Annotated in this window: 23 protein-coding genes and 1 pseudogene; 9 read left to right on the forward strand and 15 right to left on the reverse strand. The window is 43.4% G+C overall.

Annotation, left to right across the window (positions count from 1 at the left end; all coding sequences use genetic code 11):
- Positions 1-3 precede the first annotated feature (3 nt).
- Positions 4-957, forward strand: coding sequence for an allantoinase PuuE (gene puuE, locus C9J01_RS06190; RefSeq protein ID WP_419686372.1), 954 nt, complete (start codon positions 4-6; stop codon positions 955-957).
- On the opposite strand, the gene C9J01_RS06195 is transcribed toward puuE, so the two are convergent.
- The 4 genes from C9J01_RS06195 to C9J01_RS06210 all read right to left on the reverse strand — a co-directional run bounded on the left by C9J01_RS06195 (position 954) and on the right by C9J01_RS06210 (position 4,983).
- Complete coding sequence (locus C9J01_RS06195) at positions 954-2,204, reverse strand: GPI inositol-deacylase (protein WP_237156884.1); 1,251 nt, start codon at positions 2,202-2,204, stop codon at positions 954-956. The two genes, puuE and C9J01_RS06195, sit on opposite strands and share 4 nt — an antisense overlap.
- A gap of 103 nt (positions 2,205-2,307) precedes the next feature.
- The gene (locus C9J01_RS06200) at positions 2,308-3,357 is read right to left on the reverse strand and encodes a phosphotransferase (RefSeq protein WP_107297204.1); all 1,050 of its coding nucleotides are present in this window, start codon (positions 3,355-3,357) and stop codon (positions 2,308-2,310) included.
- Positions 3,358-3,621: 264 nt separating this feature from the next.
- Positions 3,622-4,194 (reverse strand): RNA polymerase sigma factor SigZ, encoded by a 573-nt coding sequence (gene sigZ, locus C9J01_RS06205; RefSeq protein ID WP_107297205.1) that lies wholly within the window; start codon positions 4,192-4,194, stop codon positions 3,622-3,624.
- Between the two features lie 75 nt (positions 4,195-4,269).
- On the reverse strand, positions 4,270-4,983 hold the full coding sequence (locus tag C9J01_RS06210) for a glutathione S-transferase family protein (RefSeq protein WP_107297206.1): 714 nt from the start codon (positions 4,981-4,983) through the stop codon (positions 4,270-4,272).
- 206 nt (positions 4,984-5,189) lie between these two features.
- Here C9J01_RS06210 and C9J01_RS06215 point away from each other — a divergent pair, with 206 nt between their 5' ends.
- Both C9J01_RS06215 and C9J01_RS06220 read left to right on the forward strand, forming a co-directional pair.
- Positions 5,190-6,164, forward strand: coding sequence for a helix-turn-helix domain-containing protein (locus C9J01_RS06215; RefSeq protein WP_107297207.1), 975 nt, complete (start codon positions 5,190-5,192; stop codon positions 6,162-6,164).
- Between the two features lie 100 nt (positions 6,165-6,264).
- Positions 6,265-7,476 carry a serine hydrolase domain-containing protein gene (locus C9J01_RS06220; RefSeq protein WP_107297208.1) on the forward strand — a complete coding sequence of 404 codons (1,212 nt, stop codon included), beginning with the start codon at positions 6,265-6,267 and terminating at the stop codon, positions 7,474-7,476.
- Between the two features lie 149 nt (positions 7,477-7,625).
- Here C9J01_RS06220 and C9J01_RS06225 read toward each other — a convergent pair.
- A pseudogene (locus tag C9J01_RS06225) lies at positions 7,626-7,970 on the reverse strand (DUF3332 family protein); the annotation flags it as partial.
- A 694-nt stretch (positions 7,971-8,664) separates the two neighbouring features.
- Between C9J01_RS06225 and C9J01_RS06230 the strand changes: the two are divergent.
- From C9J01_RS06230 to C9J01_RS06240, 3 genes are all read left to right on the forward strand, one after another.
- On the forward strand, positions 8,665-10,113 hold the full coding sequence (locus C9J01_RS06230) for a sulfatase (protein ID WP_107297210.1): 1,449 nt from the start codon (positions 8,665-8,667) through the stop codon (positions 10,111-10,113).
- Between the two features lie 204 nt (positions 10,114-10,317).
- Entirely contained in the window at positions 10,318-10,815 is a 498-nt protein-coding gene (locus C9J01_RS06235; RefSeq protein ID WP_107297211.1) for a PadR family transcriptional regulator, read from the forward strand.
- The gene (locus C9J01_RS06240) at positions 10,812-11,042 is read left to right on the forward strand and encodes a hypothetical protein (protein WP_107297212.1); all 231 of its coding nucleotides are present in this window, start codon (positions 10,812-10,814) and stop codon (positions 11,040-11,042) included. The genes C9J01_RS06235 and C9J01_RS06240 overlap by 4 nt, the downstream gene beginning before the upstream one ends.
- Before the next feature lie 172 nt (positions 11,043-11,214).
- On the opposite strand, the gene C9J01_RS06245 is transcribed toward C9J01_RS06240, so the two are convergent.
- The 4 genes from C9J01_RS06245 to C9J01_RS06260 all read right to left on the reverse strand — a co-directional run bounded on the left by C9J01_RS06245 (position 11,215) and on the right by C9J01_RS06260 (position 17,008).
- Positions 11,215-12,864, reverse strand: a complete 1,650-nt coding sequence (locus tag C9J01_RS06245; RefSeq protein WP_107297213.1) for a sulfatase family protein — start codon at positions 12,862-12,864, stop codon at positions 11,215-11,217.
- A gap of 177 nt (positions 12,865-13,041) precedes the next feature.
- Positions 13,042-14,385, reverse strand: coding sequence for a putative glycoside hydrolase (locus tag C9J01_RS06250; RefSeq protein WP_107297214.1), 1,344 nt, complete (start codon positions 14,383-14,385; stop codon positions 13,042-13,044).
- 146 nt (positions 14,386-14,531) lie between these two features.
- Positions 14,532-15,830: a hypothetical protein gene (locus C9J01_RS06255; RefSeq protein ID WP_107297215.1), complete on the reverse strand. Its 1,299-nt coding sequence runs from the start codon at positions 15,828-15,830 to the stop codon at positions 14,532-14,534.
- A gap of 149 nt (positions 15,831-15,979) precedes the next feature.
- Positions 15,980-17,008 (reverse strand): hypothetical protein, encoded by a 1,029-nt coding sequence (locus C9J01_RS06260; RefSeq protein WP_146157062.1) that lies wholly within the window; start codon positions 17,006-17,008, stop codon positions 15,980-15,982.
- A 530-nt stretch (positions 17,009-17,538) separates the two neighbouring features.
- On the opposite strand from C9J01_RS06260, the gene C9J01_RS06265 reads away from it, so the two are divergent.
- The 3 genes from C9J01_RS06265 to C9J01_RS06275 all read left to right on the forward strand — a co-directional run bounded on the left by C9J01_RS06265 (position 17,539) and on the right by C9J01_RS06275 (position 20,955).
- A complete protein-coding gene (locus tag C9J01_RS06265; protein ID WP_146157063.1) occupies positions 17,539-17,880 on the forward strand; it encodes a hypothetical protein in 342 nt (113 codons plus the stop codon).
- A 29-nt stretch (positions 17,881-17,909) separates the two neighbouring features.
- Positions 17,910-19,442 carry a putative glycoside hydrolase gene (locus tag C9J01_RS06270; protein ID WP_107297218.1) on the forward strand — a complete coding sequence of 511 codons (1,533 nt, stop codon included), beginning with the start codon at positions 17,910-17,912 and terminating at the stop codon, positions 19,440-19,442.
- 76 nt (positions 19,443-19,518) lie between these two features.
- Positions 19,519-20,955, forward strand: a complete 1,437-nt coding sequence (locus C9J01_RS06275; protein WP_107297219.1) for a sulfatase-like hydrolase/transferase — start codon at positions 19,519-19,521, stop codon at positions 20,953-20,955.
- 385 nt (positions 20,956-21,340) lie between these two features.
- Here C9J01_RS06275 and C9J01_RS06280 read toward each other — a convergent pair whose 3' ends face one another.
- The 6 genes from C9J01_RS06280 to C9J01_RS06305 form a co-directional block, all read right to left on the reverse strand.
- On the reverse strand, positions 21,341-21,676 hold the full coding sequence (locus tag C9J01_RS06280) for a hypothetical protein (RefSeq protein ID WP_107297220.1): 336 nt from the start codon (positions 21,674-21,676) through the stop codon (positions 21,341-21,343).
- Positions 21,677-21,797: 121 nt separating this feature from the next.
- Positions 21,798-22,157: a cell envelope integrity TolA family protein gene (locus tag C9J01_RS06285; protein WP_107297221.1), complete on the reverse strand. Its 360-nt coding sequence runs from the start codon at positions 22,155-22,157 to the stop codon at positions 21,798-21,800.
- A gap of 249 nt (positions 22,158-22,406) precedes the next feature.
- Complete coding sequence (locus C9J01_RS06290; RefSeq protein WP_107297222.1) at positions 22,407-22,874, reverse strand: hypothetical protein; 468 nt, start codon at positions 22,872-22,874, stop codon at positions 22,407-22,409.
- Positions 22,874-23,695 (reverse strand): carbohydrate ABC transporter permease, encoded by an 822-nt coding sequence (locus C9J01_RS06295; protein ID WP_107297223.1) that lies wholly within the window; start codon positions 23,693-23,695, stop codon positions 22,874-22,876. Before C9J01_RS06295 ends, C9J01_RS06290 begins: the two co-directional genes overlap by 1 nt.
- Entirely contained in the window at positions 23,692-24,573 is an 882-nt protein-coding gene (locus C9J01_RS06300; RefSeq protein ID WP_107297224.1) for a carbohydrate ABC transporter permease, read from the reverse strand. The genes C9J01_RS06295 and C9J01_RS06300 overlap by 4 nt, the downstream gene beginning before the upstream one ends.
- A 75-nt stretch (positions 24,574-24,648) precedes the next feature.
- Positions 24,649-25,890 carry an extracellular solute-binding protein gene (locus C9J01_RS06305; protein WP_107297225.1) on the reverse strand — a complete coding sequence of 414 codons (1,242 nt, stop codon included), beginning with the start codon at positions 25,888-25,890 and terminating at the stop codon, positions 24,649-24,651.
- Between the last annotated feature and the right edge of the window lie 33 nt (positions 25,891-25,923).

Raw genomic sequence — 25,923 nt, forward strand, 5'->3', positions numbered from 1 at the left:
CCCATGAACAACGATGACGCACTTCTATCGCAAAATGCCACCCTCAAACCCCGCGATATGGCCGGATACGCAGGTAAACCGCCACATGCCAATTGGCCTAATAATGCCAAACTTGCAGTACAGTTTGTGCTGAATTTCGAGGAAGGTGGTGAGAACTGTATTCTTCATGGCGACACCCACTCCGAGACATTCTTGTCCGAAATCGCCGGAGCGGAAGCCTACCCTGACCGCCATATGAGCATAGAATCCCTGTATGAATACGGATCTCGCAGCGGGGTATGGCGTATATTCAACGAGTTCGAAAAACGCCAGCTTCCACTGACAATTTTCGCCATTACCACCGCACTAGAAAGGAATCCGGCGGTAACACAAGCGATTATCGACAATGGCTACGATGTGGTTTGCCATGGCCTGAAATGGATCCATCACCAAAATATGCCAGTCGATGAAGAGCGGGAACACATGGCGCAGGCGCTAACCCGTCTTGAAGACATGCTGGGCAAACCCGTTGTCGGTTGGTATACCGGCCGAGACTCAAAGCATACACGCCAACTACTCGCCGAACATCCATCAATACTGTTCGACTCTGATTACTACGGCGATGACCTGCCATTCTGGGCTTCGCTTGATACCCCATCGGGCCAAAAACCACACTTGGTGGTGCCATATACCTTGGATGTCAACGATATGCGTTTTTCCTCTCCCTACGGTTTTAGCCATGGCGAGGAATTTTTCCAGTACCTGAAAGACACCTTTGACTGTTTGTATGAAGAAGGAGAAACCGCACCGAAGATGATGTCGATTGGTATGCACTGCAGGATTCTAGGCAAACCAGGGCGTATTCAGGCCCTCAAGAAGTTCCTCGATTACATCGGTGGCTTCGACGATATCTGGATAACCACTCGTACCGATATCGCCAAGCACTGGATAGCTAATCACCCTGCAGATAAACGTTAAGCACCCAACCACATTTCAAGTTGTTGGGTGATCTTCGGGTCACTCAACAACTGGTTATGGTTCATGTCATAAAATACTTTTTTTGAGGGTTCGGCAAACATCAGGTGTCTATCATTTACCGGATGAACCCCCAATGCACTATTGAGTGGAACGAGGCCATCACCAACCAGCCTTTCCGCTAACAGACTTCTTTTACTCGCCGTTGTGGCAGCGATGGTGAAACAGTCAATCCCCTCTGGCAGAGGCACCCCAGCCCGCTCGTCAGGCTTGTTTTGAAAACGATCAGCACCTTGCCAATCTTCATCAACAACATAACCGTAACGAAGATCGGTGATACCTGAGCTTCGTAAGTTACTAAGAAGGTTAAAAGGGGCTGTATAGGGTGTTTTACTCAGAATAACACCCAGCTTGTTTCCCAAACGCTCCAGAGGGGCACCATGATGAGGGGTCCCTAAGAACACCATCTTTTTCACAACATTGGGCCATGACATCTCCTGCTCTTGGCCATAATGAACGGCACTGCGTGACACTAACCCACCCATACTGTGGGCAATAACAGAAAGCTCTTCTATGGGAACAGGCCAATTTTTGACAAGTTGCTCCAGCAAGTCAGATAATTGCCTGCCATTTTGCGAGGTGTGAAGGCCGGTATTATACCTAAGGTAAACAGGGGTGTAGCCTAAAGCCGCTGACAATTGAAGACCATGATCAACCTCAACCCCATCATGCTCTCCTTTCCATAGACGATCATTCATGCACAACCCATGGACCATCAGAAGAACCTTCGTTGTGGCTTTTGGGATATGAAAAGAACGCAAGTCGTTGATTGGCAATTGTTCTTGCTGGTAATAAAAACTCATTGGAATCGCAAATTGATTGCCTTGTTCAACCAACCTGTCCCCCATTACACCATTAAGGGCCGACAGCATTGAAATACGCTCCAGAGTCTCTTCTTTACCTTCATCGAAGGACTCAAGCCAAGGCTGTTGTTTTTCCAAGACTTTATCTACCCCATTCCCCAACAACCCGGTAATTTTGTAGATCCTTTTATAAACAAACCCGGTCAGCCCCCGAGTTCGTTCTGGAGTTTCGCCCCCCGGAACTCCCATCGTTCGCCAGACTGACTGGTGGACCCCTTCAGCAATCCGTGTTGCACTCATCGTCGCTTGTGTGGCCAGTTGGCCGATCCCTCTGAGATCGGAAGCGTGAAAATGTTTAAAGCGCTTTGTCTTTGAAAGGGTATCCACTAAAAACTCCATTTTGCGTCGTTATGGGGGGTACAACGCATAGTGAAGTAATAAAATAGAATGATGAACCTAGAACATGCACACTCGCCCTTTAAACCAGTATTTATTTATTGATACTGACTCCGAGGCTTTGCAATGCCTCCTGGCTAAGGCTCTCGGTGTAGGTATTAATCTTCCAATGATCAGGGCACCATCCCTTCATGAAACGTTGGAAATCTGCCCAAGCGACACAATACAGTGGACGCCATTGCTGCTCGACATCGTTACCATCAATTTGCGGATGATATTCTAGCAATGCCTGCTTCAGGGCTGAAAAATACCCATCAAGACAGGCTTCCACTTTCGCCTCGTTATTTGCCACACTTTCGCTGAAGTCGAGAACGCTGCTCAGGAACAGACACACATCCTTCATGCCACAGCCACCACCAACATACTGGAAGTCAACGGCAGCAACCGCATTGCCTTCAGGGGTAAAGCAAAAATTGGCCAGTTTGGCATCGCCGTGTACCAAGGTCTGGTACTTGTTTTGCGAAAGTATGGTATCAAGATGCTCGGCAGCAGATTTGAGTGTCTGATCCTCAAGCACTGCCAACTCATCCGGACGTGTAGCCAAATGCCAGTAAGTCCCTGTCTGCCAGAGCCCGTGAGAATCGCAATCTGCTGTTTGGCCCGGAGCTATAGATCCAACACCAACCATGAACTGGGCATGGAACTGTGCTAACCAGTGTAAACAAGCCAGTAGCGAATGCTGCTCGATACTCTTGTGTACTTGGCTGTAACCCGCAACCGACAAATCTTCCAACACCAACAAAATTTCATTGTCATGCTGTTCCACCAGCAAGCATTTTGGCACTGGAGCATGACAATGATTGGCATAATGCCGGTACCAATTCACTTCTACTTGGTAAGAATCCAATTTACGCTGATGAGAGCGTGAGGTATTCCACCCTCTGGGATGATTCGCAGTCTGCGATGTCGCGTTTGGCAACAATATATATTTCACAATCACCGAAGGCCGAACACCCCCGTCCAAATGCAACCTGACTAACTCGCCATAGCCACTCCAAAGACTTTGGATATGCTCAACGCTTGCTACTCCGACAGCACCAACTGACAGAGCGACTTTCTCAATAATTTTTGTTGGGATGTTCATAAAATTAAAATCAGATTACTGGGTTCTGGGTTCTGGGTTCTGGGTTCTGGGTTCTGGGTTCTGGGTTCTGGGTTCTGGGTTCTGGGTTCTGGGTTCTGGGTTCTGGGTTCTGGGTTCTGGGTTCTGCAGCATTTTCCGTAATGCAATGATACGTCAAGCTCTTGCTTCTATTTGTCGCTTTTCCAAAGACCTCGTGCCTTTTCTTCCGAGTACCTGTTTCTGCTTTTGCTTCTCCCAGGAACTAGGACCCGCTTTTCCTAGGACCTAGCATTTCTTCCTGCAAGCCCCCCTTTGCTCGAAGTCGATGATATTACCATGGCTGTCGAGCTTCATCTCGCAGCATTCGTTGAACAAACGATTGAGTTTTTCGCGGCTTTTTTGCACCCGGGACTTCAACGTCGAGTACTTCATCCCATGTTGTTCAGCGTAGTCCTTCTGTGAGGTGCCATTGATTTCAATTGCGCTCAACAGTTGCGCGTCTTCTTCTGGCAAGGCTTGGATAAACGGCAAGATACAGTGGGAAAGCTGACGATGGATACTCTCCCCACCTTCTGTGTACCAAAGTTCGTCTTCGGTAACCCCTTTGCCTCGTGCCCGCTTGCGGTAGAAATCGATAATGGTGTTGTTGGCCAACTGGAACAACCAAGACTTGAGCTTGTTCTTGTCTTTAACCGTGCTGATCTGCTGGTAGGTTTTGATAAGGATATCCTGCAGCAAATCATCCACATCATCCGGGCACGAGACGTTCGAATGCAAAAATCGCTTTAGGCTCGTCTGGTATTGCTGCCAAACATCCTCAATGCGAAGGGTATTTTCCGGCAAGGCTCTGTCAGGCATTTATTTCTCCAGCGCAAAAAGGTTATGGGCATCCCCATAACCTTTGTAAATAGTAAATTAAGATATGACTAACCGTTAGCCGCAACAACTGCTGATAGTACATATTGTGCTGTTTTTCAGCTCATTGCACGTTTTAAGAGTGCTATCTGACAAATAGGTCTCTGACAGATAAAAATGGGTGAAGTGCTGCTCGAAATCCTCGGCAACCGATTGTTCCACCAGTCCAGACGCCATAACTGCCTTTTGCCAAGCCTGGGTTTTAGGCAAGCAACACAAGAAATCAAACCCCGTATGCTGTTTGATAATGTGTGCTCGATGCAGTAAAGGCAACCAAGCGATATCAACATTGCTGATGCTGTCGGATTTAAAGTAGCGGGACTCACCCGACAATTGTTTTTCTACCTTGGCAAAGGCAGTAACAAACTTCTCGTTCCGCTGCTCAAACGTTGCTTTATCTTTGCTGCTCATGGTGCCGCATTGAGTCATATAGTTCTTGGCTCCGAGGTAACTCCATGCCCTATCAAGCGCCCGTTGTTCATTAGACACCCCAACCTCTAGCGGGCCATATTGATCTTCAATGTATTCAATGATCGCATCAGACTCAAACAGGGCGGCACCTGAGTCGGTGATGAGCAAAGGTACCTGCCCGTTAGGTGAAATATCCAAAAACCACTGAGGCTTGTCCTTGAGGCTAATGTATTCAATCTCGAAGGGAATATTGCGGGCCGCCAATGCTGCAGTCACTCGCTGGACGAACGGACAAATCTTGAAGCTAATAACTTTGAGCATATCTAACTCTCTCTGATAGTTTGTATACCCGTAAGACGGGCACCATCAGGAAAAGACGAAAAAAAGATAAATAATTTCGTCTCATTGAACTAAAACTTGCAAATCATTCGCAAAACAACCGATTTCGTGAATAGCCATTCACCATTCAGTTATCTTCAAGGTCAGATAGCATACAGTGCCAGCATCATTCACCACCTAAATGGATCATGAGTTCTCTACCCGTTTGCCGAGCAGCACTTAGTGCGCCTTTTCTACAGTTTCTTGATGATAATGGCCGTGATCCATCACCGCTACTAAAGCGCTTACGTATAGATAAGAGAAAGCTAACGACACCAACATTGTACCTTCCTTCACATGTTGTCAGCCTGATTGTCGACTCGGCCTCAAAAACCACCGGGCATGATGATATCGGCTTCTATGCTGCGCAGTATGTCAACAACCAAGCCCTACACCCTGAATTCCAACATCATTTAGCCAGCAGCGAAGGATTAACTGATTTCCTTGATGCCTTGATCTCATTCCAACACCTGCAAGGATCTCACTTCAAGTTGTGGTTTGAATATCTCAATGGCGAACTCAAAATTTGCCACCAGAGTTCATTAAAAGCGACCAACAAGAGCTATGAACATGCCAATGAATTCACGACTTTCCTAATCATCAAACTATTGAAGGATCAGTTGGGTGCATCATGGCAACCAAATTATCTAGCCTTCGACCACCAGAGTTCACCCAAAGCCAAAATTGTTGGGCAAACTGCAGAAAAGAAGGTGTTTTATGGCACTGACTTTAGTTACGTTCCTGTGAGCTTGAATGTAAATGACTTACAGCCATTTAGACGCCAACCCAATCAAAGGCACTGCTGCTCAATGGCAAGGGTAAAGGGCGTGGTTGATACTTTTTGGCAGGAGGAGCACTTTGGGATCGATTTTGTTGCCCACCTGTTTGGGGTCTCAGAGCGAACACTGCAGCGGTTGTTTATCCAACACAATTCTTCATTTAGGGACTATCTCAACCAGAAGAAGATCGAAAAATCGATGGTGTTGCTCCAACAAGGGCATAGTGTTCAAGCCGTGGCGGAAAAGCTGAACTATTCAGATCCGTCCAACTTCTCTCGGGCGATGAAAAAGCACCTCAAACAGACCCCAACCCAATACTTGAAGAGCTTGTCCCTATCTAGTTAAAGCTAGCGGTTTTACCACTCGAAATGTCGTAATGTGATAGGTTAATTTTGCTTCCACCTCGTTATATTGCTGTTTCCAATAACACCATAGCGAGGTTGAGATGGTAAAACACAGTCTCATCGCCCTGGCAATTGCCAGCACAGCAGCTACAGCGGACATTTCCGCTGAGACAGAACAAGAATACATCGCAGATTTCTCCCTGCAGACTTTTATGTATCCCAGTGAACAGGCTTCATGGTATTGGCAGAATTTAGACAAAGTGCTTCCCTATGCCACGCTGACAAAAGGTTCTCAATCCAAGCCGTTAGAGAGAAGCCTGATTGCACCAGAAAATGTCCACCAAACCCGCTTCAATGACCAAAGTTTGGGCTCGCTGCTGACAGGTAGCAACCCTTCTATAAACTCGATGATGATCATCCAGAACGGCAAGGTCATTTTTGAACATTTCAATATGCCCTATGACAGCCAACATGTCTGGATGAGCAATGCTAAATCTATTGCAGGTTTGTTGGTGGCACTACTAGAAGAGGAAGGTAAACTCGATGTTGTAGAGCCCCTGTCGACCTATATGCCAGAGCTTGCGGATACGAGTTGGGGATCAACTCGAGTTATTGATATCTTGAATATGCAGTCTGGTTTGGACGCAGAAGAAAACGATACCGCACGGGCCAACCCAGATTCCCACATCACCCAACTATTTTTTGCCGAGATCGAAGCCAAAGGTAATTACTACCAAACGTTGTTGAATATCCCACGCAAGAGCGATGCTGCCAAGGCATTTGAATATAGCTCCGCCAATACCCAAATCCTGGGGTTGCTGATTGCAAAAGTCGAAGGCAAGCCTTTGTATCAGGTAATGAATGAAAGGATTTGGGCCAAAGCAGGTATGTCCGATAATGGGTATATCACTTTGACACCTGACGGCCATGAAGTGATCCACGGTTTGATGACATCGAACACCGAAGATATGGCCCGATACGCCATGCTCTACACCGACAGTTGGCAGGCGACTTCGGATGAAAGGATAATTTCACCAAGCGTTATCAAAACCATCCAGCAATCAGTAACACCCGGTGTTTATACAGTAAGTCCTGCTTCAGAGCAATTCATTGCCATGACTGCTGATGAGCCTATCGGGGGAAGTTACCAGTTTGATGCTATATGGGACGATGGCGATATGTTCAAAGGCGGGATGCGAGGACAAGGGATTTATATCTCACCAACCAAAGACACAGTGACTGTATGGTTCAGTAATCGAATTGAAAAACACAATGTCGCTGGCTTCGTTCGCAACTTTGTCAAAGACTTATAAATGTAAAAAAATGCCCTTACATAATATGTAAGGGCAAAAGGACCTAAGAGTACTACTTTATTATTCCAAAAGAATTGACACTAATTATCAAAGATAACTTAACCCTCTAAAATATAAGTACCAAGATAATTAGAATGCCAATTTTATTCTGATGTGCTTATTTTTATAGGAGCAGAATGAAGCGACTCATCAATACTGCTATTGACTTCCAACCACGTATCCGTATCGGTATCAAAAATATGAGGCTGACCGCTAATCGGGTTCTCACCGGTCCAAAATTCCAATGAGTTCAACACCAAGTAATCCGCCCCTACCGTTACCGCATACAATGGCGACATCGCCATGTTCAGTCCGCCACGGGCATAACGGTTATCCACTGCTTTTACGTTATATTCCATTAATTTAGAAGTAGCGACATTACTACCTACACAGCCACTTAACAGCACAGAAGCGACACCAATCGCTACACATCGTTTAACAATATTGATAGCCATACAACTTATAATAAAAGGCAAATTTATCGACGAAGGGAATACTACTGACTGCTCAAATATGATCTAGCGACAAATACAATATCTGTTAGCCAGCTTGCAAGTTTAACAATCAAAATATAACTGTCGCAAAATGACCTGTACAAGTTAAATATATAAAAAGTGAAATATTGACCAGATTAATAACAAAAAGACACTTATGCAAACAAGCAATATTTCCACTAGTGAACTTCGCTTTTTATTTGAAGAAGGCCAACTAATAAGCCAAAGAATTTCACGACTAAACAACAGATTGAACGATCGTAGTACCTATACTACTCAAATCGAAAGTTACCAACAACGCCTTAACCACCATCAGCTAACGGTAGATCAATTTAGCAATAAAACACTCGCAATGCATCAGGTTTTAATGCTCCATCAATCAAAGGTATTGCACGCCATACTGTCCTGAAGATTTGGCATCTAGCACGTATGGTTTGAAAAAGATCACAAATTGAAACGTTTCAATTGATAGGGGTAAAATTGTGCTGTACAGTTCATAGTGACTTACGCCACATAGTTGTAAGTCATTGAATTAATGCTATAGCCGCTTGAGTTTGATTGAAACTCAATTGAAATACGCCATCAGATCAGTAGAAACGTTACACAATGAGCGGAAATTTTATAAGGTTAACGGCACATACACAAGGATAGGAAAATGATGTCATCCACAATCAATAAAAGGAAGTTCTCCCCCATTTGGCCAGTGGCGGCATCGCTTGCCATGATGTCCTTGCCTTGTGCTGCTGCAGTTCAGGCTGAAAGTGCTGACGCCAAACAACCTAATGTACTTCTTATCTTTGCTGATGACCTAGGGTATGCAGATACAGGGTTCCAGAACCAAAGCAATGATGTCAGAACACCAAACCTCGACAGATTAGCCGAAGATGGTGTTATCTTCGAAGCGGGTTATGTTACAGCACCGGTATGCGGCCCATCACGGGCTGGGATGCTAACAGGTCGATACCAACAACGTTTCGGCGCACATGACAATGTTGGCCCATATATATTAGAAAAAGGCATTGAGCAGGGAGTGCCTGCCAATATTCCTACCATTGGCCACTACTTTCAGGATGCCGGCTACAAGACAGCGGTAATTGGTAAATGGCATGACGGTGATGCCAAACAGTTCTGGCCGCAAAATCGTGGCTTTGATGAGTTTTTCGGCTTCAACAATGGAGCTGCGGACTACTTTGTCGGGGCCAGAAATGAAGAAAACAGCAAGAATGCACCTTTTTCTTCAATCTATCATAATGATCAACTAGTTCCTCCTTTTGATGAGTACCTTACCGACAAGTTTGGCGACGAGGCGGTCAACTTTATCGAAACCAACAAAGATCAACCTTTCTTCCTCTATGTGCCCTTCAATGCTATCCATGGACCGCAGCAAGCTTTAGAAGAAGACTTACAGCGCTTTAATCATATTGAGAACCCAAAGCGTAGGCTTGCGGTTGCCATGAACTACAACATGGATCATAACGTCGGGCGAATTATCGCTAAGCTGGAAGAGCACCAGTTAATGCAAGACACGCTGATCATTTTCCTCTCTGATAATGGCGGTAAATTCCTCGGCAAGCATGGGAACGAATCCTATAACCACCCCCTCAGGAGTGAAAAAGGACAAGTTTGGGATGGCGGGATAAGAATACCATTCAGCGTAACCTGGAAAGGAACCATTCCTGCAGGCCGTACAATCAGTGATCCTATTATTTCTTTGGATATATTACCTACCGCCCTTGCAGCTGCAGGTATTGAAGCCTCAAAAGAGATGCAGCTGGACGGTGTTAATTTATTACCGGTACTAAAAGGTAAAACAGAGCACCTCGATAATCGCTTCCTATACTGGCATATGCCTAACCAAGCAGCTATTCGTGATGAAAACTGGAAATTGGTCATGCCCAACCTTGCAGATACAAATGCCCACTATGAGCTTTTCCATATCAGCAGTGATATCGGTGAAAGTAAAAACATCGCAGATGCCCATCCTGAGCAAGTGGCTAGGCTTAAAGCTGAATTTGATGCATGGAGCAATGATAATATGCCACAGCAATGGGGCTGGGATAAAAACCACTTGAAGTATACCAATGGCTGGCGCGGTAGATACTGATCCCACAGATAATTGTGCGCCGTATCTGTTCGGGTGCGGCGACCTGAGCGCCATCAATGTAGAGAAATTAAACTAACAGGTGTTATCTACTGGTACACGGATAATACCAATTAAACTAAAGCACAAATTTTAAGTTTCGGCTAGACACACCACCACATAAATATAATTACAATTCGCTCCAACCAATAATTTAGAAGAGATATCATGATAGGCAATCTTGAAGTCGTCGTTTTGGCCAATTTATTAGAAAACGCATCTACTGGCTATGAACTGACAAAAAAAATCAACAAATCACCTTGGAAAACCTCCCATCAACAAATATACAGAACCTTGTTGAAGCTCAAAAACAAAGGTTTTCTCACTTGTAAGGAAATCAATCAATCCAATAAGCCTGACAAAAAAATATACTCCATCACTCACGAAGGTGAATTGATAGTAAGTAGCCAAAGACTGCAAGAGGCAAAAGTAAGCCTCAAGCAAGATGAAGCAAATTCAAGGTTGGTGTTGGGTGACCCGCAATATTTCATTAATATGCATAATGAAATATCAAAGAAAGTCTCTGAATTAACAACGGCAAGACTTGACGCTGACCCGTTAACTCAACTTGCTATAGACCGAAAAATAAACCTACTACATGCCGACTCTGAATGGTGCAAATATGTAGTAAGAACATTATCCAACAAGATCAAGGTTGCTGCATGAATTACATTGCTATATTCCTCAATGAGAAAGGAAAAGCAGTCTCCGATAACGTAGGTCAATGTATCAACATCCAACTTGGTGAGTTTGATAATATTCATCAAGCAACAAATAGTGCGCGAGAGCTTTTTGATGGCTTTGAAGTGCAAGAGGGACTGATTTGGAGTAAATCACGTTGCGGAGGGGTGTTAATCACGCCAGAGGCACTGGCAAATATCACCTACTACTAGATAATCCATCTCTATAACCATCTGACTATGTTAATAAAAAACCCAAGTATATAAGTGAGTACTTGGGTTTTTATTTCAATAAGACTCTACACGTAAATAACAACTAGAAACTATTCAGCAGATATTTACTCAAGTATGGGCCATCGAGCCCAACCAATGAGTCCGTACTCAGTTAGTTTTTATCCGAGAAAATCTGTTCTAACGTTGGTTTTGGTTCATGAATCAACTGCATATCAATCCATTCATCCTGTGGCGGCACGTCATATAGGTCCTCAAGCCTTTTTAATTCCGCTTTCAGGCGATTGACTTCATTTTGATATTCAGGAGTATCTATCAAATTCACCATCTCGGAGCGGTCGGACTCTAAATCATAAAACTCCCACTCATCATCTGGGTAGTAAAAGTGGATCAATTTATAGCGATGATCTCTAACTCCATAATGGCGAGCGACATTGTGGAAACCTGGATTTTCGTAATAGTGATAATACAAACTGTTGCGCCACTCTCCACTCTGCTTGCCAGTCAACAACCCCTTCATTGATACACCATCAAACGCTTCATCAGTTTTGACACCCGCAAAGTCCAGTAAGGTTGGCGCGTAGTCGATATTCTGCACCAGTTCATCTATCACCGTCCCTGCTTTTATCTTTGCTGGGTATTGAACCAACAAGGGGGTTGAGAAAGACTCCTCATACATAAAGCGCTTATCAAAGAAGCCATGCTCACCGAGGAAGAAGCCCTGATCTGATGTGTAAACCACGATTGTGTTATCCGCTAGGTTATGCGCTTCAAGGTAATCAAGTACCTCGCCGACACTCTCGTCGACAGCTTTCACGGTTGCCAAGTAATCCTGAAGATAGCGTTGATACTTCCACACTGCCATTTCTCTATCAGACCACTCCGACTCATGGCGATTCATGTAATCATTGCGCTCTTGATAGGCCTCGTCCCATGCTTTACGTTGCTGTTTGGTCAAACGAGCCAGCAGGTGCGGCCAAATATCTTTGCGCCATTGGTTGCTGCCGACTTCTCGGGTCATTTTTAAATCGTGCCCTTCTTGAGCGTCGCGATATATATTCATTTCTTGCTTACTTGCCGCTAGCCGCCCTTGATAATCATCAAAGTAGTTTTCAGGGACGGGGAACTCAGTATTCTCATACAAGCGGGTGTAACGCAGAGGAGGCATCCAGTTTCGGTGTGGTGCTTTGTGATGCATCATCAGTGCAAATGGTTTACTTTTATCCCGCTCATTTTCCAACCATGCCAAGGTCTTGTCAGTGATCAGATCAGTGGTATAACCCATCTCCTGCTTCACCCCGTTTTCAGTGATGAAATCAGGGTTATAGTACTCACCTTGGTCGTTCAGAATATCCCAGTGGTCAAACTCCAAACCTTCCGGTATGCGGTTGATATGCCATTTCCCTATAACAGCCGTGTTATAACCCGCCTCATGCAATGCTCTCGGCCAAGTAAACTGACTACCATCAAAGCTCTGGCCATTGTAGTTAAAGCCATTTTTATGGCCAAACTTACCTGTCAGCATTGTTCCCCTACTTGGTCCACACAACGAATTTGTCACATAGGAGCTAGTAAAAATAGCGCCATGCTTTGCGATACGGTCGATATTGGGCGTTGGTGCTAATTGTGCGATTTCATGACCATAGGCGCTAAGTGCTTGTACAGCGTGATCGTCTGTCATAATAAACAGAACATTCGGCCTTTGCAGACCTTCGGCATTATTCTCTATGGGCTTTGATTCAGCAGCATGAATACTACCGACAGATGCAAGAGCCCCCATAACAATTAGAGGTATTGCTTTCATCTTCACAGTGAGTTTCCTTAAATATTTTCCTTAAAACAAAAAAGCCGGTACTACTGCTCTTCCCCTAGCGAAAGTAGTACCGGCAAAAATCAATTTAATTTGTCGAAGAATCTGACTGTTATTTAACGAAAGAGATAACAGTCAGAATAGTTGCTACAAGCTTTACGGTAAGAAACGTTATTGAGGGTTCATGACAAACTTCACGTCACTGACACTGAATTTAAACCCTTTCGGAGAGTATGATTTGTCATCTACTTTCTCTGGGAAGAACACTATTTTTTTGATGTGCTTCAGTACATTGATATCAATCTCGCCATCTGCTGTACTAAAGAAATCAGCAAGAGAAAGAGAAAATTTCTGTACTGCCCCTTCACAGTTATCTGTTTTACAGCTTATTGTCCACAGCTTAGACGCTGGATAGCGATAATCTGAAGATGGACTTTCTGGATCATTCTTAGTCGGCGTATCAATTTTCACTATGATATTATTTGTCGGGTGAGGCATCTCACTATAAGACTCAACCCATAGGGTGAACTCCAAAGCCCCTCTTTCTAAGTACTGGCTTACATCTTTAAGCTTCGTATCTTCTTTATTCAAAATAAAGCTCAAGTATGTCTGCTTACCCGGTTCAGCGGTAGACTCAACACCCGCCCAGCCGATGTCTGAATCTTCATTATTGACAGGATAAATTTTAGCGCCATTGGAAGTCTGGTGATAAGTCCAACCAGACTCGACAAATTCGCCTTGATCATTTTTACTGCGAGCATAAATAGTAGATTCAGGCGTAGTTAGCACTTCACTCTTAGCTGAGTTATCACACTCAATCACTAGGTTAATGCCAGGCTTATCACCACCTGCTTCTGCCTGAACACGGACATTACTAATATCAAAATTAGCATTAGCACTCATATCCATTGAGAAAGATTGTGTCACTTTACTGAAATCAACACCTTGATCTGCAAAGCATTGCAAAGGGATCCGAACAGTTTGAGTACTATTGACCAAATCGCTGTGTTTCACACCCAAGTAAGCACTGAGCGAACTTGTGATATCAACCTGCCCCGACTTGCCATTGTCTGATTTCAGGGTAACAACAGCTGGAGTTACCTCGCCACTCGGGAACTCTTTCATATGTACATCGAAGATCAGCAGTCCGGTCTTGTCCGCATTAACCTTTGAGTAATCAACGGGAGAATTGGCTGTAAACTGAATCCCTGCCTTAGCGTCTTGTGTCACTTCCACGTTAAGCGCCGTTTGAGATTGGTAATCACCAATGACCTGAATGTTACTCAACGAGCTATTTTCCTGACCGTCAACGTCTGCAATTACACCATCCTTATCGACGGCTTGCATGATGAAAGCTCCGTCAGAGTCTTTTCCGTATATCTGAGTAACTTCACCACCAGGAACCGGACCAGGCCCATCCTTTCCCCCGTTATAATTAAAGCCATCTTCCAAACAGCCAGACAATGCCATTACCACAGATGTCAGTACTGCTGCTCTTTTAAAATTAGTTTTCATAAGCATCTCATAAACTAGTTTAATTGTTATTCAATACAGTTTGACAGTACGTCCATTTAGATAACTTGGGTGATATTTTTATAAATAAAATGAGGTGAGTATTTATATAGGTATCACCCAGTCATTCGATGCACGCCAATCACAAATTAACTTTTATTTTCCTTGTCAAAGTAATTGTTGTAAGTATTAAAGAACTCCATACCTAAGTTCTCAGGCATTGCTGCCAAGCCAAATAAGAAAGTAGAAAAGTCTACACCTTCCACCCATCCCGCTTTCCACTCTGGTTGGTCATAACTGTAACGCCACAGGATTTCATGGCCATCAGGCAATACATAACGAGCATTGACCGACTTATCACGATATGTCGCAATGAGATCACTCCGAGCACTTTTTGAGTAAGGCATGAAGCCCGCCATAATATGCGGAGAGACAACAAGGTTTTTATTAAACTGACGGTCGGCATCAAAATGGAAACGGTCAACACAATACCCGTCAGGGCAAGCCCCTGCACCGGTTCCCCATTCATAGCTTTCTAAGCCATCAACGTTCAAATCATTCCACCATGCATGGTCAACACTCGCCGCATTAACTGTCGCAGCCTGGTAAGCCGGTGAATTTGAATATTCATGGATCAGATAATTATTGAATAAGAAATTAAATTGTGAGGTGAAATATTTTTTGCTTTCCGAAAGGATAGGAATGTCATTATACTCAGCAACAGGTAAGTTATCTGGTGTTGCATACCATTTATTCCAGAAAGCGACAGGTGCGGAATCTTCTCCATAACCAAAGTCCAGCGCTTGGTGCTTCGCAAAAGCCGCTACCAGCATGTACTCATTATAGGTTTTGGTTGCATATTCCTTGAAACTGCCATCACTATTCTGCGCGAGAAAGATTAAACCTTCCTCGACATTGGCAATATAGGCAGTTAAATCCGTTTTCCGATATAACTCATCAGCTAGTTGGGCGATCTCTTTATTGTCGCTGAAATAGTTTTTAGCAAACAATGCGCCACTGAGCATGATTGCACTATCAATAGGACTCCAATCATCGCCGACGGCATCACCTGTTTGGGTGTTATAAAAGTGGATGAACGTATTCGAATGATTTTGAGGAACACGGATATTTGCATCTTTACCAGCTATCATCCTTAACGTTTGCAACGCTAATTTCTCTGCCTCAGGCTCCCAACCATTTTTATGACCAATGGTAAGGGCGATCAACCCCATTCCTGAGTTGGCAATAGAGCCAACATAGCTACGATCACCATTAAGGAAAAGCTTGTCTTCATAGGAGCCGTTATCGTTCCTCGCCTGCTGCCAATAGGCATAGCCACCACGGTATAAATCTTGGATGATGTCTTCATCACTCTTTTGATTTTCTACCGCTACTGCTTGAGGGGCTAGAAACGCAGCCAATAACATTGGTAACAGTTTTTGCTTCATGATTAGTCCTTTCCGAGCTTTGCCTTAAATCACCAAAGCAAAGCTCAAATCAAATCGCCCCTGCGACTCATTTCACAGAGGGAATACATATCAATCGTCAGGAGACAATGATTTAAAGTTTTAAATTGATTGATTAAGCTAAGTTAAAATTAGAAAGACAAGTTGAAACCTAGTTTTGCATTCAACCCATTCTTATCCTGTTCTTTATCTATGCCAGCTTCATGAAGTTTAACCATGGAATAGCCAACATTAGCAATAAGTTTCATATTTCTATTGATTGGATAGTTATTGTTCAGGTTAATTTTAATGGTTTCGGAACCACTTAACTTCAAACCACCTTCGTTGTAGTTATAAGGAGTACTAATTTCCGTCACAATTCCTTTCCAATGCTTAATACGCATTGATGGCTTCACCGCATAGGCACGACGACGGAATTCAGGATCTGAGTTATCTACATAACCATTTCGCGTCAGTTCTAGGCCAAAGTTGACTCGAGAGCCATAACGGTAAATATAGTTGGCTTTAATTTCAAAAGTTTCGAACTTCGTCTTCTTGATGTTTTCGTTGTCAGTTTCTTTATCAACAAAACTATGGGTATAGACGGTATTTAAGCCATGCTTACCCTTGGTAAACTGCAAACCAGGACGAAGTTTAATCTCCGTATTAGTTTGGCCTGCATCAGGGTCAGACTGATGCACATAGACAGGCTCAGCGAAAAAGCTAAACCAAGGGTTTACCCACTGCTCATAACGAGGGGCAATGGTGAAGTTGGTTTTCTTATAACTGGTTTCTTGTTCAATACCAGACTTGTTTTGGATCTGGCTGAGTACATAACGTATCCGCCAGTTCTCATGAAGCCGTGTCGACCCATCCGCAACAACATATTTTATATTTTCTGTTCTTGCTGTGTAATCTGAAACCGTCTCATTATACTCCATGCCGGTAAAGAAAGAGGTTCGCTTAGGCATTTTGTACGATGAATACTCAGGCGCTTTTCGAATGATATCTACATCATCCTCCATGATAAGAAACTTGCCGTCATCCTCTGCGTTGGCATATCCGGTAAAAGCCAGAGAACCAAGTAATATAGGTATTATTTTATTCATAATCATTCCGTCTATAGTGCGTATCTGTTCCGTATTAAAAAACGCATTATCATCAAAACTTGATTCTCTCATTTAGTCTTACCCAGGCTTTATTATATTTATTGCATAACAAACTAAATTCTTATCACAATAATGTTCACCCCTAAAAACCCAAATGAAACCACCTGCATCAAGTTTTGTAAGAAACACAAAAAGGATAAACGTTTCGACTCCACCATACAACCACCTATTACAGTATGTAAATCAATGTAAATCACCATAAAGCCATGTAAATACTGGCTTTGCGAGCAAAATCCCTCTCACAATCAAGTTTCAGTTCTATGAAGCCAATCACAATAATTTTCTTAAGTTGTACGGTTAGCTATACAAAAACTTTGAATTTCAGCCTAAAACATTGCTAATCCCCTATGCCCACTGGAGTCATACCTACGCTCTCTTACACCAGTACATAACCTGATTTGGGTCACATCATGTAATAAAATGTGTTCACTAGTCACAGTTTTGAGCTTTGCCATGTTGTATCCCCCTATTAACTGGAGTATGTTTCAACCATTAAAACATAGAAACGTTTCAATTAATCCAAAAATAAAAAGGAATTCAGTGTGAACAAATTTCTTCTATCGATGATTACCATCTTCAGCATTATTACCACCTCCACTAGTTTTGCCGCGGAGTTAAATGAGAAGGATATTAAGAGAATTGAAAATGAAGTGAGTTCTATGACAGATTTCATGGACTTAAGCCCAGCTGAAGCGAAGACAATCACAGAGTTAAAAAAAGAACTGACAATAAGCAACCGTGAAGCAGTCGCTAAATTCGGTCGTGGCACGAGCGAATTCAAACAAGCCCGTAAAACGGCAATGAAAAGTTACCAAGGTGAACTTTTCGAAATAATTACCAAAGAAGAACTCAAAGAATGGCGCCAAGCAAAAGCTGGCAATTAAAAACATTAGCAATTTAACAGGAAGTGAAAATGGAACTTAAAAAGAAACACTTGGCGCTATTAATTGCCGCATTTATCGGGCTTTCAGGTTGTGTGGAAGACGCAAAAGATTCTGATGGTAGTGGAAATAGTGGTGAAGTAACCCCACCAGATGGTGGCGACAATGGCGGAGGCGATAACGGCGGCGGTGATAATGGTGGTGATGGCGACGATCTGAAACTGCCTCGGGAAGTAACTTTATATTATAAGGCTGATGACAAAGAAGATAGCCCGTATGGAATGTACCTTTATGATAAAAATGGCGACGCATTAGCAATTGGTAATGACAACAGCGTTACTCACTCTAATATCACCATGACAGGGGAAACTTCTGTCAAAGATCCGTTAACCGTGACAGTTTCCGAAGACAAGGCGTCTATTGTTTTTTCTTCTGAAGACAAAGCCTATGACCTAAATACAGCCAATGGCAATGACAACCTAAACGGTACATTGCAGTTTAAAGTCATAACAAACAGTTTTGATGTAATTAACGGTGATGATGTAGAAAATACGGTCACACTCAATATGGCATCTGGTGATAATAAAGCCTCTGTCGATGTCACTAGTGCGGTCTCAGCCTCTATCGGTGCAACTCAACCCCAGCTTATTCGTGTTCCTTTACGCTGTTTCCAAGAACAAGAAAATGGTATAGACATTAGCAAAGTCGACGTTGCTATGACCCTAGAGTCAATAGGCCCTATTGAATACCAGTTTAGCGATGCCCGGATTATTGCTAACTCTGTTCCTGAACAATCAGGCTCGAATAATGTTCAAGGTTGTTTAAATAACAATAATAGCCAGGTCATTGTCGGGGAAAGTTCTGTAATTACTGAAAGTATCAAAACGGATGCTGGCTGGGTTGAACAGGGACTTGCAACAGAAATACTTCGTACCCGAGGCCAAAGTGTTAATCCAACACCTAATGGCAATGAAAATGGCGCAACTCGTTATGTAGGCATTGGTTATGATAGTACTGCAGAAACAGGCGCTTTCGATCCGACGAAGCGCAGTGTTTTAACCTTCTCAATTGATAAAGCAGCAAATCTTAAAGATATGAAGAAGGAGCGTCTAGATATTAGCCGATATATGGGCGGAACATTACAAATGAAATTTTTCATGCCTGCGGCCAGTATTGATTTACCACAAGGTGACGATACATTCCTTGTCTTGCAATTTGACACACCAGATAGCAAAACGACTGATGTTGCACCTGGAGGCTACCCTCAATCTGAGCTTATATCTTACAGCCTAAATCAAGCTAATTACGAAAAAGGGAAAGTTCTAGATATTGAGATTCCAATCAAGGACTTCTTCACTAAAGCAGATACAGGTGCAGTGAGTTTAAACGGCATTCAATACGTCCAGAAACTGGTAACACATATCCAGCAAACTGATAGCGAAGGTAATGCTGATTACTCCCAGCTCGATAAATTCCGCTATGGTCTGGCCGACATCAAACTTGTAATGCCAACTGATGAACCTGAAGTTCCTGAAGTGCCTGAACCAGAAGCACCTGCGGAGTAATACTCGATAGCTATTCGTTCTCAAAGCCAACTCATTATTTGGGTTGGCTTTTTCAAATCTGAGTTAAAGGAATATTATGACTCTTCCATCGCTAAATAAATGCGCCCTCGCTAGCGCACTCAGCTCGGCACTATGCCTAAGCCAACCCACTTTAGCCGACTCTCAACCCATGCCTATGGTTGATGGCCATCGCGCCCCTAATGTCGTTTTACTATTTGCTGATGATCTTGGCTATGCCGATACAGGCTTCCAGAACAGCAGCAAAGATGTGGTTACGCCTAATTTGGATAAACTGGCCAAAGCCGGTGCAATTCTTACTACCGGTTATGTCACTGCGCCGGTATGCGGCCCTTCTCGTGCTGGTATGCTATCGGGGCGGTATCAAGAGAGTTTCGGCTACCACGACAACACGGCCCCTTATGTTCGTGAAGAAGGCATTGTGCAGGGCTTGCCGCTTGATATCCCTACTATCGGTAATCGCTTCCAGGACATCGGCTATACCACGGCAATGATTGGCAAATACCATGATGGTGACCCGAAGGAGTACTGGCCACACAACCGTGGGTTTGACGAATTCTTTGGTTTCAACAACGGCGCTGCCAATTACTTCGTCGGACCTATCAACGATAAGAACGCCGAGGAAAAGCCTAACTCCTCTATCTACCATAATGACCAGTTGGTACCGCCTTTTGATGACTACCTGACCGACCGTTTTGGTAACGAGGCTGTCAATTTTATCGAGAACCACAAAGACGAGCCGTTTTTCCTTTATGTTCCGTTCAACGCTATTCACGGCCCATTACAGGCACTGGATGAAGATATCGAACGCTTCAAACATATAAAAGATCCTAAACGTCGCCTGTCGGTCGCGATGAATTACAACATGGATAAGAACGTCGGTAATATCATCAACAAACTCCAAGAGCATGAGTTGATGGAAGATACCATTATTATCTTCTTGTCTGACAATGGCGGTAAACCCAAGGGCAATGCCTCGTATAACCACCCTTTGCGTGGGCAGAAAAACGAACTTTGGGATGGTGGCATCCGCGTACCATTTACCGTTACATGGCAAGGGAAAATATCAGCCGGGCAGACCATCGATGATCCAGTGATCTCACTCGATATATTACCAACCGTATTAAAGGCCGCAGGCGCTGATACTTCTGATTGGGATATCGACGGTGTAGATATCATGCCACGTCTAACTGGCCAATCAGAGAAACTCGATAATCGCTTCCTATATTGGGACAGAGTGATCAAAGCCGCTATTCGTGATGATGACTGGAAGCTTGTTATGCCAAACATCACACCACGAAAAACAGAGATCCAGCTATTTAAGATCAGCGAAGATATCAGTGAGTCCAACAACCTCGCCGACAAGCACCCAGAGCAAGTCGAACGTTTGATGAAAGAGTTCAAACAATGGCAAGCTAAAAACGAGCCGGCTAAATGGGGATGGAACAAGAAGAAATTCCCGCATAAAACGGTCTTCCGTGGTCAACAGTATTAACTAAATCAGTCCATCAAGCCAGAGTCACTTAGCTCTGGCTTGATTCTATAGATAGCAAATATTAGATATCTCTTGTTACAAAAACAAAGGGGGACATTATGTGTGTGGTATGTGGTTCGCAATTAGTACGGCAAAAAAGAAACTGGTGGCAAAAAGTGGTTTATCGTTCTATTTGGAAATGCTCGAAGTGTCAGCATCAAATTATGTTGTAGAGCAGAGTGGCCATTGTGAGTTACACCTTTATCCAGACCAAGCCCACGTTTTCTTTAATATCAAAAAAACAACGAGACCTTGCAGTCAACCGTTGAGTTTTAATTTCTCTTGGCTTCATAAAACAATGAAGCCAAGAGAGTGCGTCTTCAGTGATACACTGATTGGCGCTGCATTACCTTTCTATCCATTCACCATCAAGGTTAATGATTTTACATGGGTCTTTCTTTTCTCGTTTTTGATTGATACTTCGACATGACTGGAGCGCGTGATCGATAGCATCTTCTTGAGTATACCGATTTACTGCCCAAGCCCACCTTCCCTTTTTAGTTCGAGCCCATGCTTTATGAAAATCACCGTCCACATAATTGATCATATAACTTTCAATCGCAGTTTTGGTTTGTAAATGGTGTGTGACTATTTTCATTTCATCTTTACTGAGCGTCGGTTCCATCGCGCAACCTGAGAGTAGAATAGATAGTGCCAATGTTTGCAATATAGTTTTTTTCATAATGGTTCCTGTGCATCATCAATACTTAAACCTATCCACGCTCCAATCATGGTTAGATCAAAATCTCTCAGGCAGTGATCACTCCTGACGTATTTCATTTTGGTCTCCTAGTCATTCTGTCTTAATCACTCTGGGGGATAACCGTTAGTTTGATTGTTTTTATTTTCTTATATTCACTTTCTGGAAGCTCTAATAATGCCTCATAAGGAAAAGTCATAGTTACGGCATCGATTACTGCGCGCTCGAATTGTTCATCTGCACTATTTTCTACAATCGTAACCTGCTCTATATTGGCACGGTCATCTAAACTAATTTTTACTACGGCCTTCTTGCCTATATGATTTTTATTTAGATGTAAATTATTTTGAATTCTGTAAGATAGCTGTTCTGCACAATCCAACGCTGATATACATTCATCATTATTTGATACACAACCTAATAAATTAATAACAACTCCAAAAGCGAAAATGACATTTTTCAATTTCACTACCCTTAAATAATAACAACCTAAATTTTTATTCTTCTGTGCTTGGACAGTTTTGATGTTTTATGTGAGTTTTGCTTCCAATATTGAGGCTGGGATGATGCCAAACGAAAAATGAGTCCACTACGCCTTAATCGATATTTGTTATTCTTCACAGTTTATACCCTGTCGTTCACCTGAGACCGAAAGTGCCGCCCATCCACTAGAAATGGCACGGCACCCGGCTACATCAATAGTTTTGGTCAGTTAAGCTTGTTCGGGAAAGGCCTCATCCAAGAACTCACTCATTTCATTGGCCATGATTGTATTTCCCGTTAGCTTGGATTTTTTCAGTAACTCTTGTGCGGCTTCAGGGACGTACCGAGTATCGAGCTGAACATAGATTTCAATAAATGACTCCAACTCTTGCTCGGACAATTGCGGGATGATCTCTTCAGCTTCCTTAACTGCTTGGTCATAAAAACCAGGTCGAGGGCCAAGGATGCTGGACTCCCATGTTTCAATCACCTGTTGGTATCCCCCGAGATATTTCTCTTCGATTCTGAGCTCAAGTTTATTCATGCCTTTCAAGGCATAAGTCAAATTTCCGTTGTCACGCTGCTGGCGAGCATACTCAAAGTATTCACTTGACTGGTTATATGCCTTTACCCATGCCATTACATAGGTAAAAGCAAGAAACACCACTATGAAAGATAGCTTTTTGGCCATATTCATTACTTCACCCCTACTCCGGTAAATGCTTTGATAAAGTTTTTCTGCATAAAGAAAAAGGCAAAGACGACAGGCACCGCAATCATAGTGGTCATAGCCCATACCTGCTCGAGGTTACCGGCTGGAATATCCTGCTGGAATTTAAATAGCGCCATTTGTAATGTCAGCATTGAGTCGTCACGGATATACAAAAGTGGCCCCATGAAATCATTCCAAGCCCCCATAAAGGTCAAGATACCGACCGTTGCCATTGCAGGCCGCATCATTGGCAGTACAACTTTAAAGAAAATCCTAAATTCGCTTGCCCCATCAATTCTGGCAGCCTCCAAATATGCCTCGTCGACTTGGGTCATGAACTGATAGAGCAAAAAGATGTTATAAGCACTGATCGCGCCTGGGATAATCAGCACCCGATAAGTATTCACCCACCCCCAATCGTACATCATCATATAGACGGGAATAGTAAACAGGATGGCAGGCACCATCATTGATGAAAGGATCAACCGAAGCCAAACATCTCGACCCGGCATTTTGGTTTTGGCAATCGCAAAAGCCACCATAGCCGACAATAGGCAATTCAACACCATGACAGATACAGAGACAAAGATAGTATTGAAGAAAATACGTAATAAGTTCGTACTTTCGAAAACATCCACATACCCTTTCCACGACCATTCTTTCGGCAAGGCGATAGGTGTGTGCATAATTTCCGCACCAGATTTAAACGAGTTGATGATCATAAAGAAAAACGGATATAGCACGATAAAACTAGCGGCAATTAACCCCAAGTAGATTAGCCACTGATTCTTTTTAGAGCTGATCATTGTTTATCTCCGCCATTGGTGAGTTTTATTTGCAGCGTTGTCAGCACAAAAATAACCATGGCTAACAAAAGCCCAGCCGTTGACGCTTGGCCCATTTTCATTTGCTCAAAGCCTATCTGATACAGATACAATACCGGGGTCAGTGCCGCATGATGTGGACCGCCCTGTAGGTCAAAGTTCATAAAGACTTCGGTAAACATCTGCAGGCCATTGATCACATTGATCGTTAACACAAAGACAATTTGCGGCTTCAGCAGTGGCAGAGTGATCCGAGACACTTTTCGCCACCAGCTTGCTCCATCAATTTCTGCCGCCTCAAACAATGATTTGTTGATACTGGCAATCCCACCGAGGAAGATAATCATCTGTACCCCAAACCATTTCCAGGAACTGAACACCGCGAGAACCGGCATAGGTAACCATTGTTCAAACTTCCAGAAAACCGGCTGACTCAATATATCCATGCCCATCATGGCATTCTGGATTGGGCCGGTTGGGCCCGCCAAAAAATCAAAGATCAGCATCGCAACGGTCACCGATGTCACCACAGGGATAAACAAAATCGTCCGAAACAAGCTGGATAGAAAAGTAATTTCATTGAGCATAAGTGCTGCACCCAACGAAATCACAAAACTGAGGGAAATAAAAATGATCTGGTTAAAGAACACGTTGAGAATCGATTGCCAAAACCTAAAATCAACGGCGACATTAATCCAGTTTCCGATACCAACAAATCTGGTATTTTCAGGATTTAATATATTGATATCGAGAAAGCTATTTTCAAATGACAAAAAGAATGGATAAAGCATGAAAATAGCAAAGTAGAGGACCCAAGGTGTGATAAACACATAGGATATCCAGTGGCGTTTAAAGTTCATGATAAAACGTCCCATGTAAATAAAATCAATTTGAAGCAAAATTGTTAAGCCATAAAACAGTGAACAAACTCACTATCAATGTCGTAAAACGAATTTTGCTTCCTTGCTAGCTTGAGTCACTGCGTCTTCTGCAGACAACTCATCCATCACCACGACCTTTGAGTAGTATTTCAAAATGATGTTAGAGACTTCCCCCACATGGACAGAAGATTCATTCATGACCGCATGTTGTAATTGGTCAACAAACGGTTTGACATCCGGTGTTTGGAAGTAAGGATTACCCTGTAACGATTTCAAGGTCGGTAGGTTTTGCAGTACCATGTTGGCTTTCAAGTTGTAATCATCTTCCATCAGCATTTCAATCAGTTGCCAACTGCGCATCTCGATATGCCGGGTGTTTTTAAAGACCATCAAGGCCCGACCATCAAGGTTCGAATAATGGGTTTGGCCCTTGTGCTGGGTTGGAATGGGGGCAATACCGACATCCTTACCTATCTCCATCGGATGTCCCGCTGCGTCCTGCAAGTTCACTCGCCATGCAATGCCGTATTGAGGCCACATCCCGATTGTTCGCGAAAAGAAGTTTTGCTCCATGGTTAACGGCGCATACTTCTGCACTTCCTTCATGGTATTTAGGAAATCGACCATCCCGGCCTCTTTCTTATCGAAAATCGGGTGAGTGCCGTATTTATTCAGCAACTGATATTGACCACCATTGAAGTTGTAATAGATCTGCGAAAGCATGTTCCAATACCAACTCCCCCCAGCTAATGCATCGTTCCACAAGGCTACGCCATGTACTTTTGCGCCATTGTCCTGGGGTGGCAATTCATTGATTTTCTCTGCCGCATACAAAAGCTCGTCCCACGTTTCTGGTGGTGTTTCTGGGTCTAGCCCTGCCTTTCTAAACAAGTCTTTGTTATAAATCATCATCTGGGTCGTGGCGTGCCAGGGAATATAATAATGACGGCCAAAGTTTTTACTCATAAACTGCGGAGCAATGCGTGATTTCATGTCATCAAAGCCATCAAACCTATCGAGATACGTCAAACGACCAAGTTCAGCATACCGCGCGACCATATAGCCAAAGACGCCAGCATAAACATTGGGATAATCTCCGGCAGCCATGCGAGTTTCTAAATTACTGTCGTTCGTTAACACCAACTCAATGTCTGGATATCGCTTTTCGAAATCTGGCTTAATAATGTTTTTAACGAATTCGATTTGATCACCGGAGGAGACCATAAATTCAAGCTTTTCTTTTGCTTGAGCAAATGGCGTAACAGCAATAAGTACAACCAATAACCACTTGTACATCTAATCATCCTTGAAAACAGGAAAAAGGGAAAC

Source organism: Photobacterium rosenbergii (genome assembly GCF_003026455.1).
GTDB classification, from domain to species: Bacteria; Pseudomonadota; Gammaproteobacteria; order Enterobacterales; family Vibrionaceae; genus Photobacterium; species Photobacterium rosenbergii.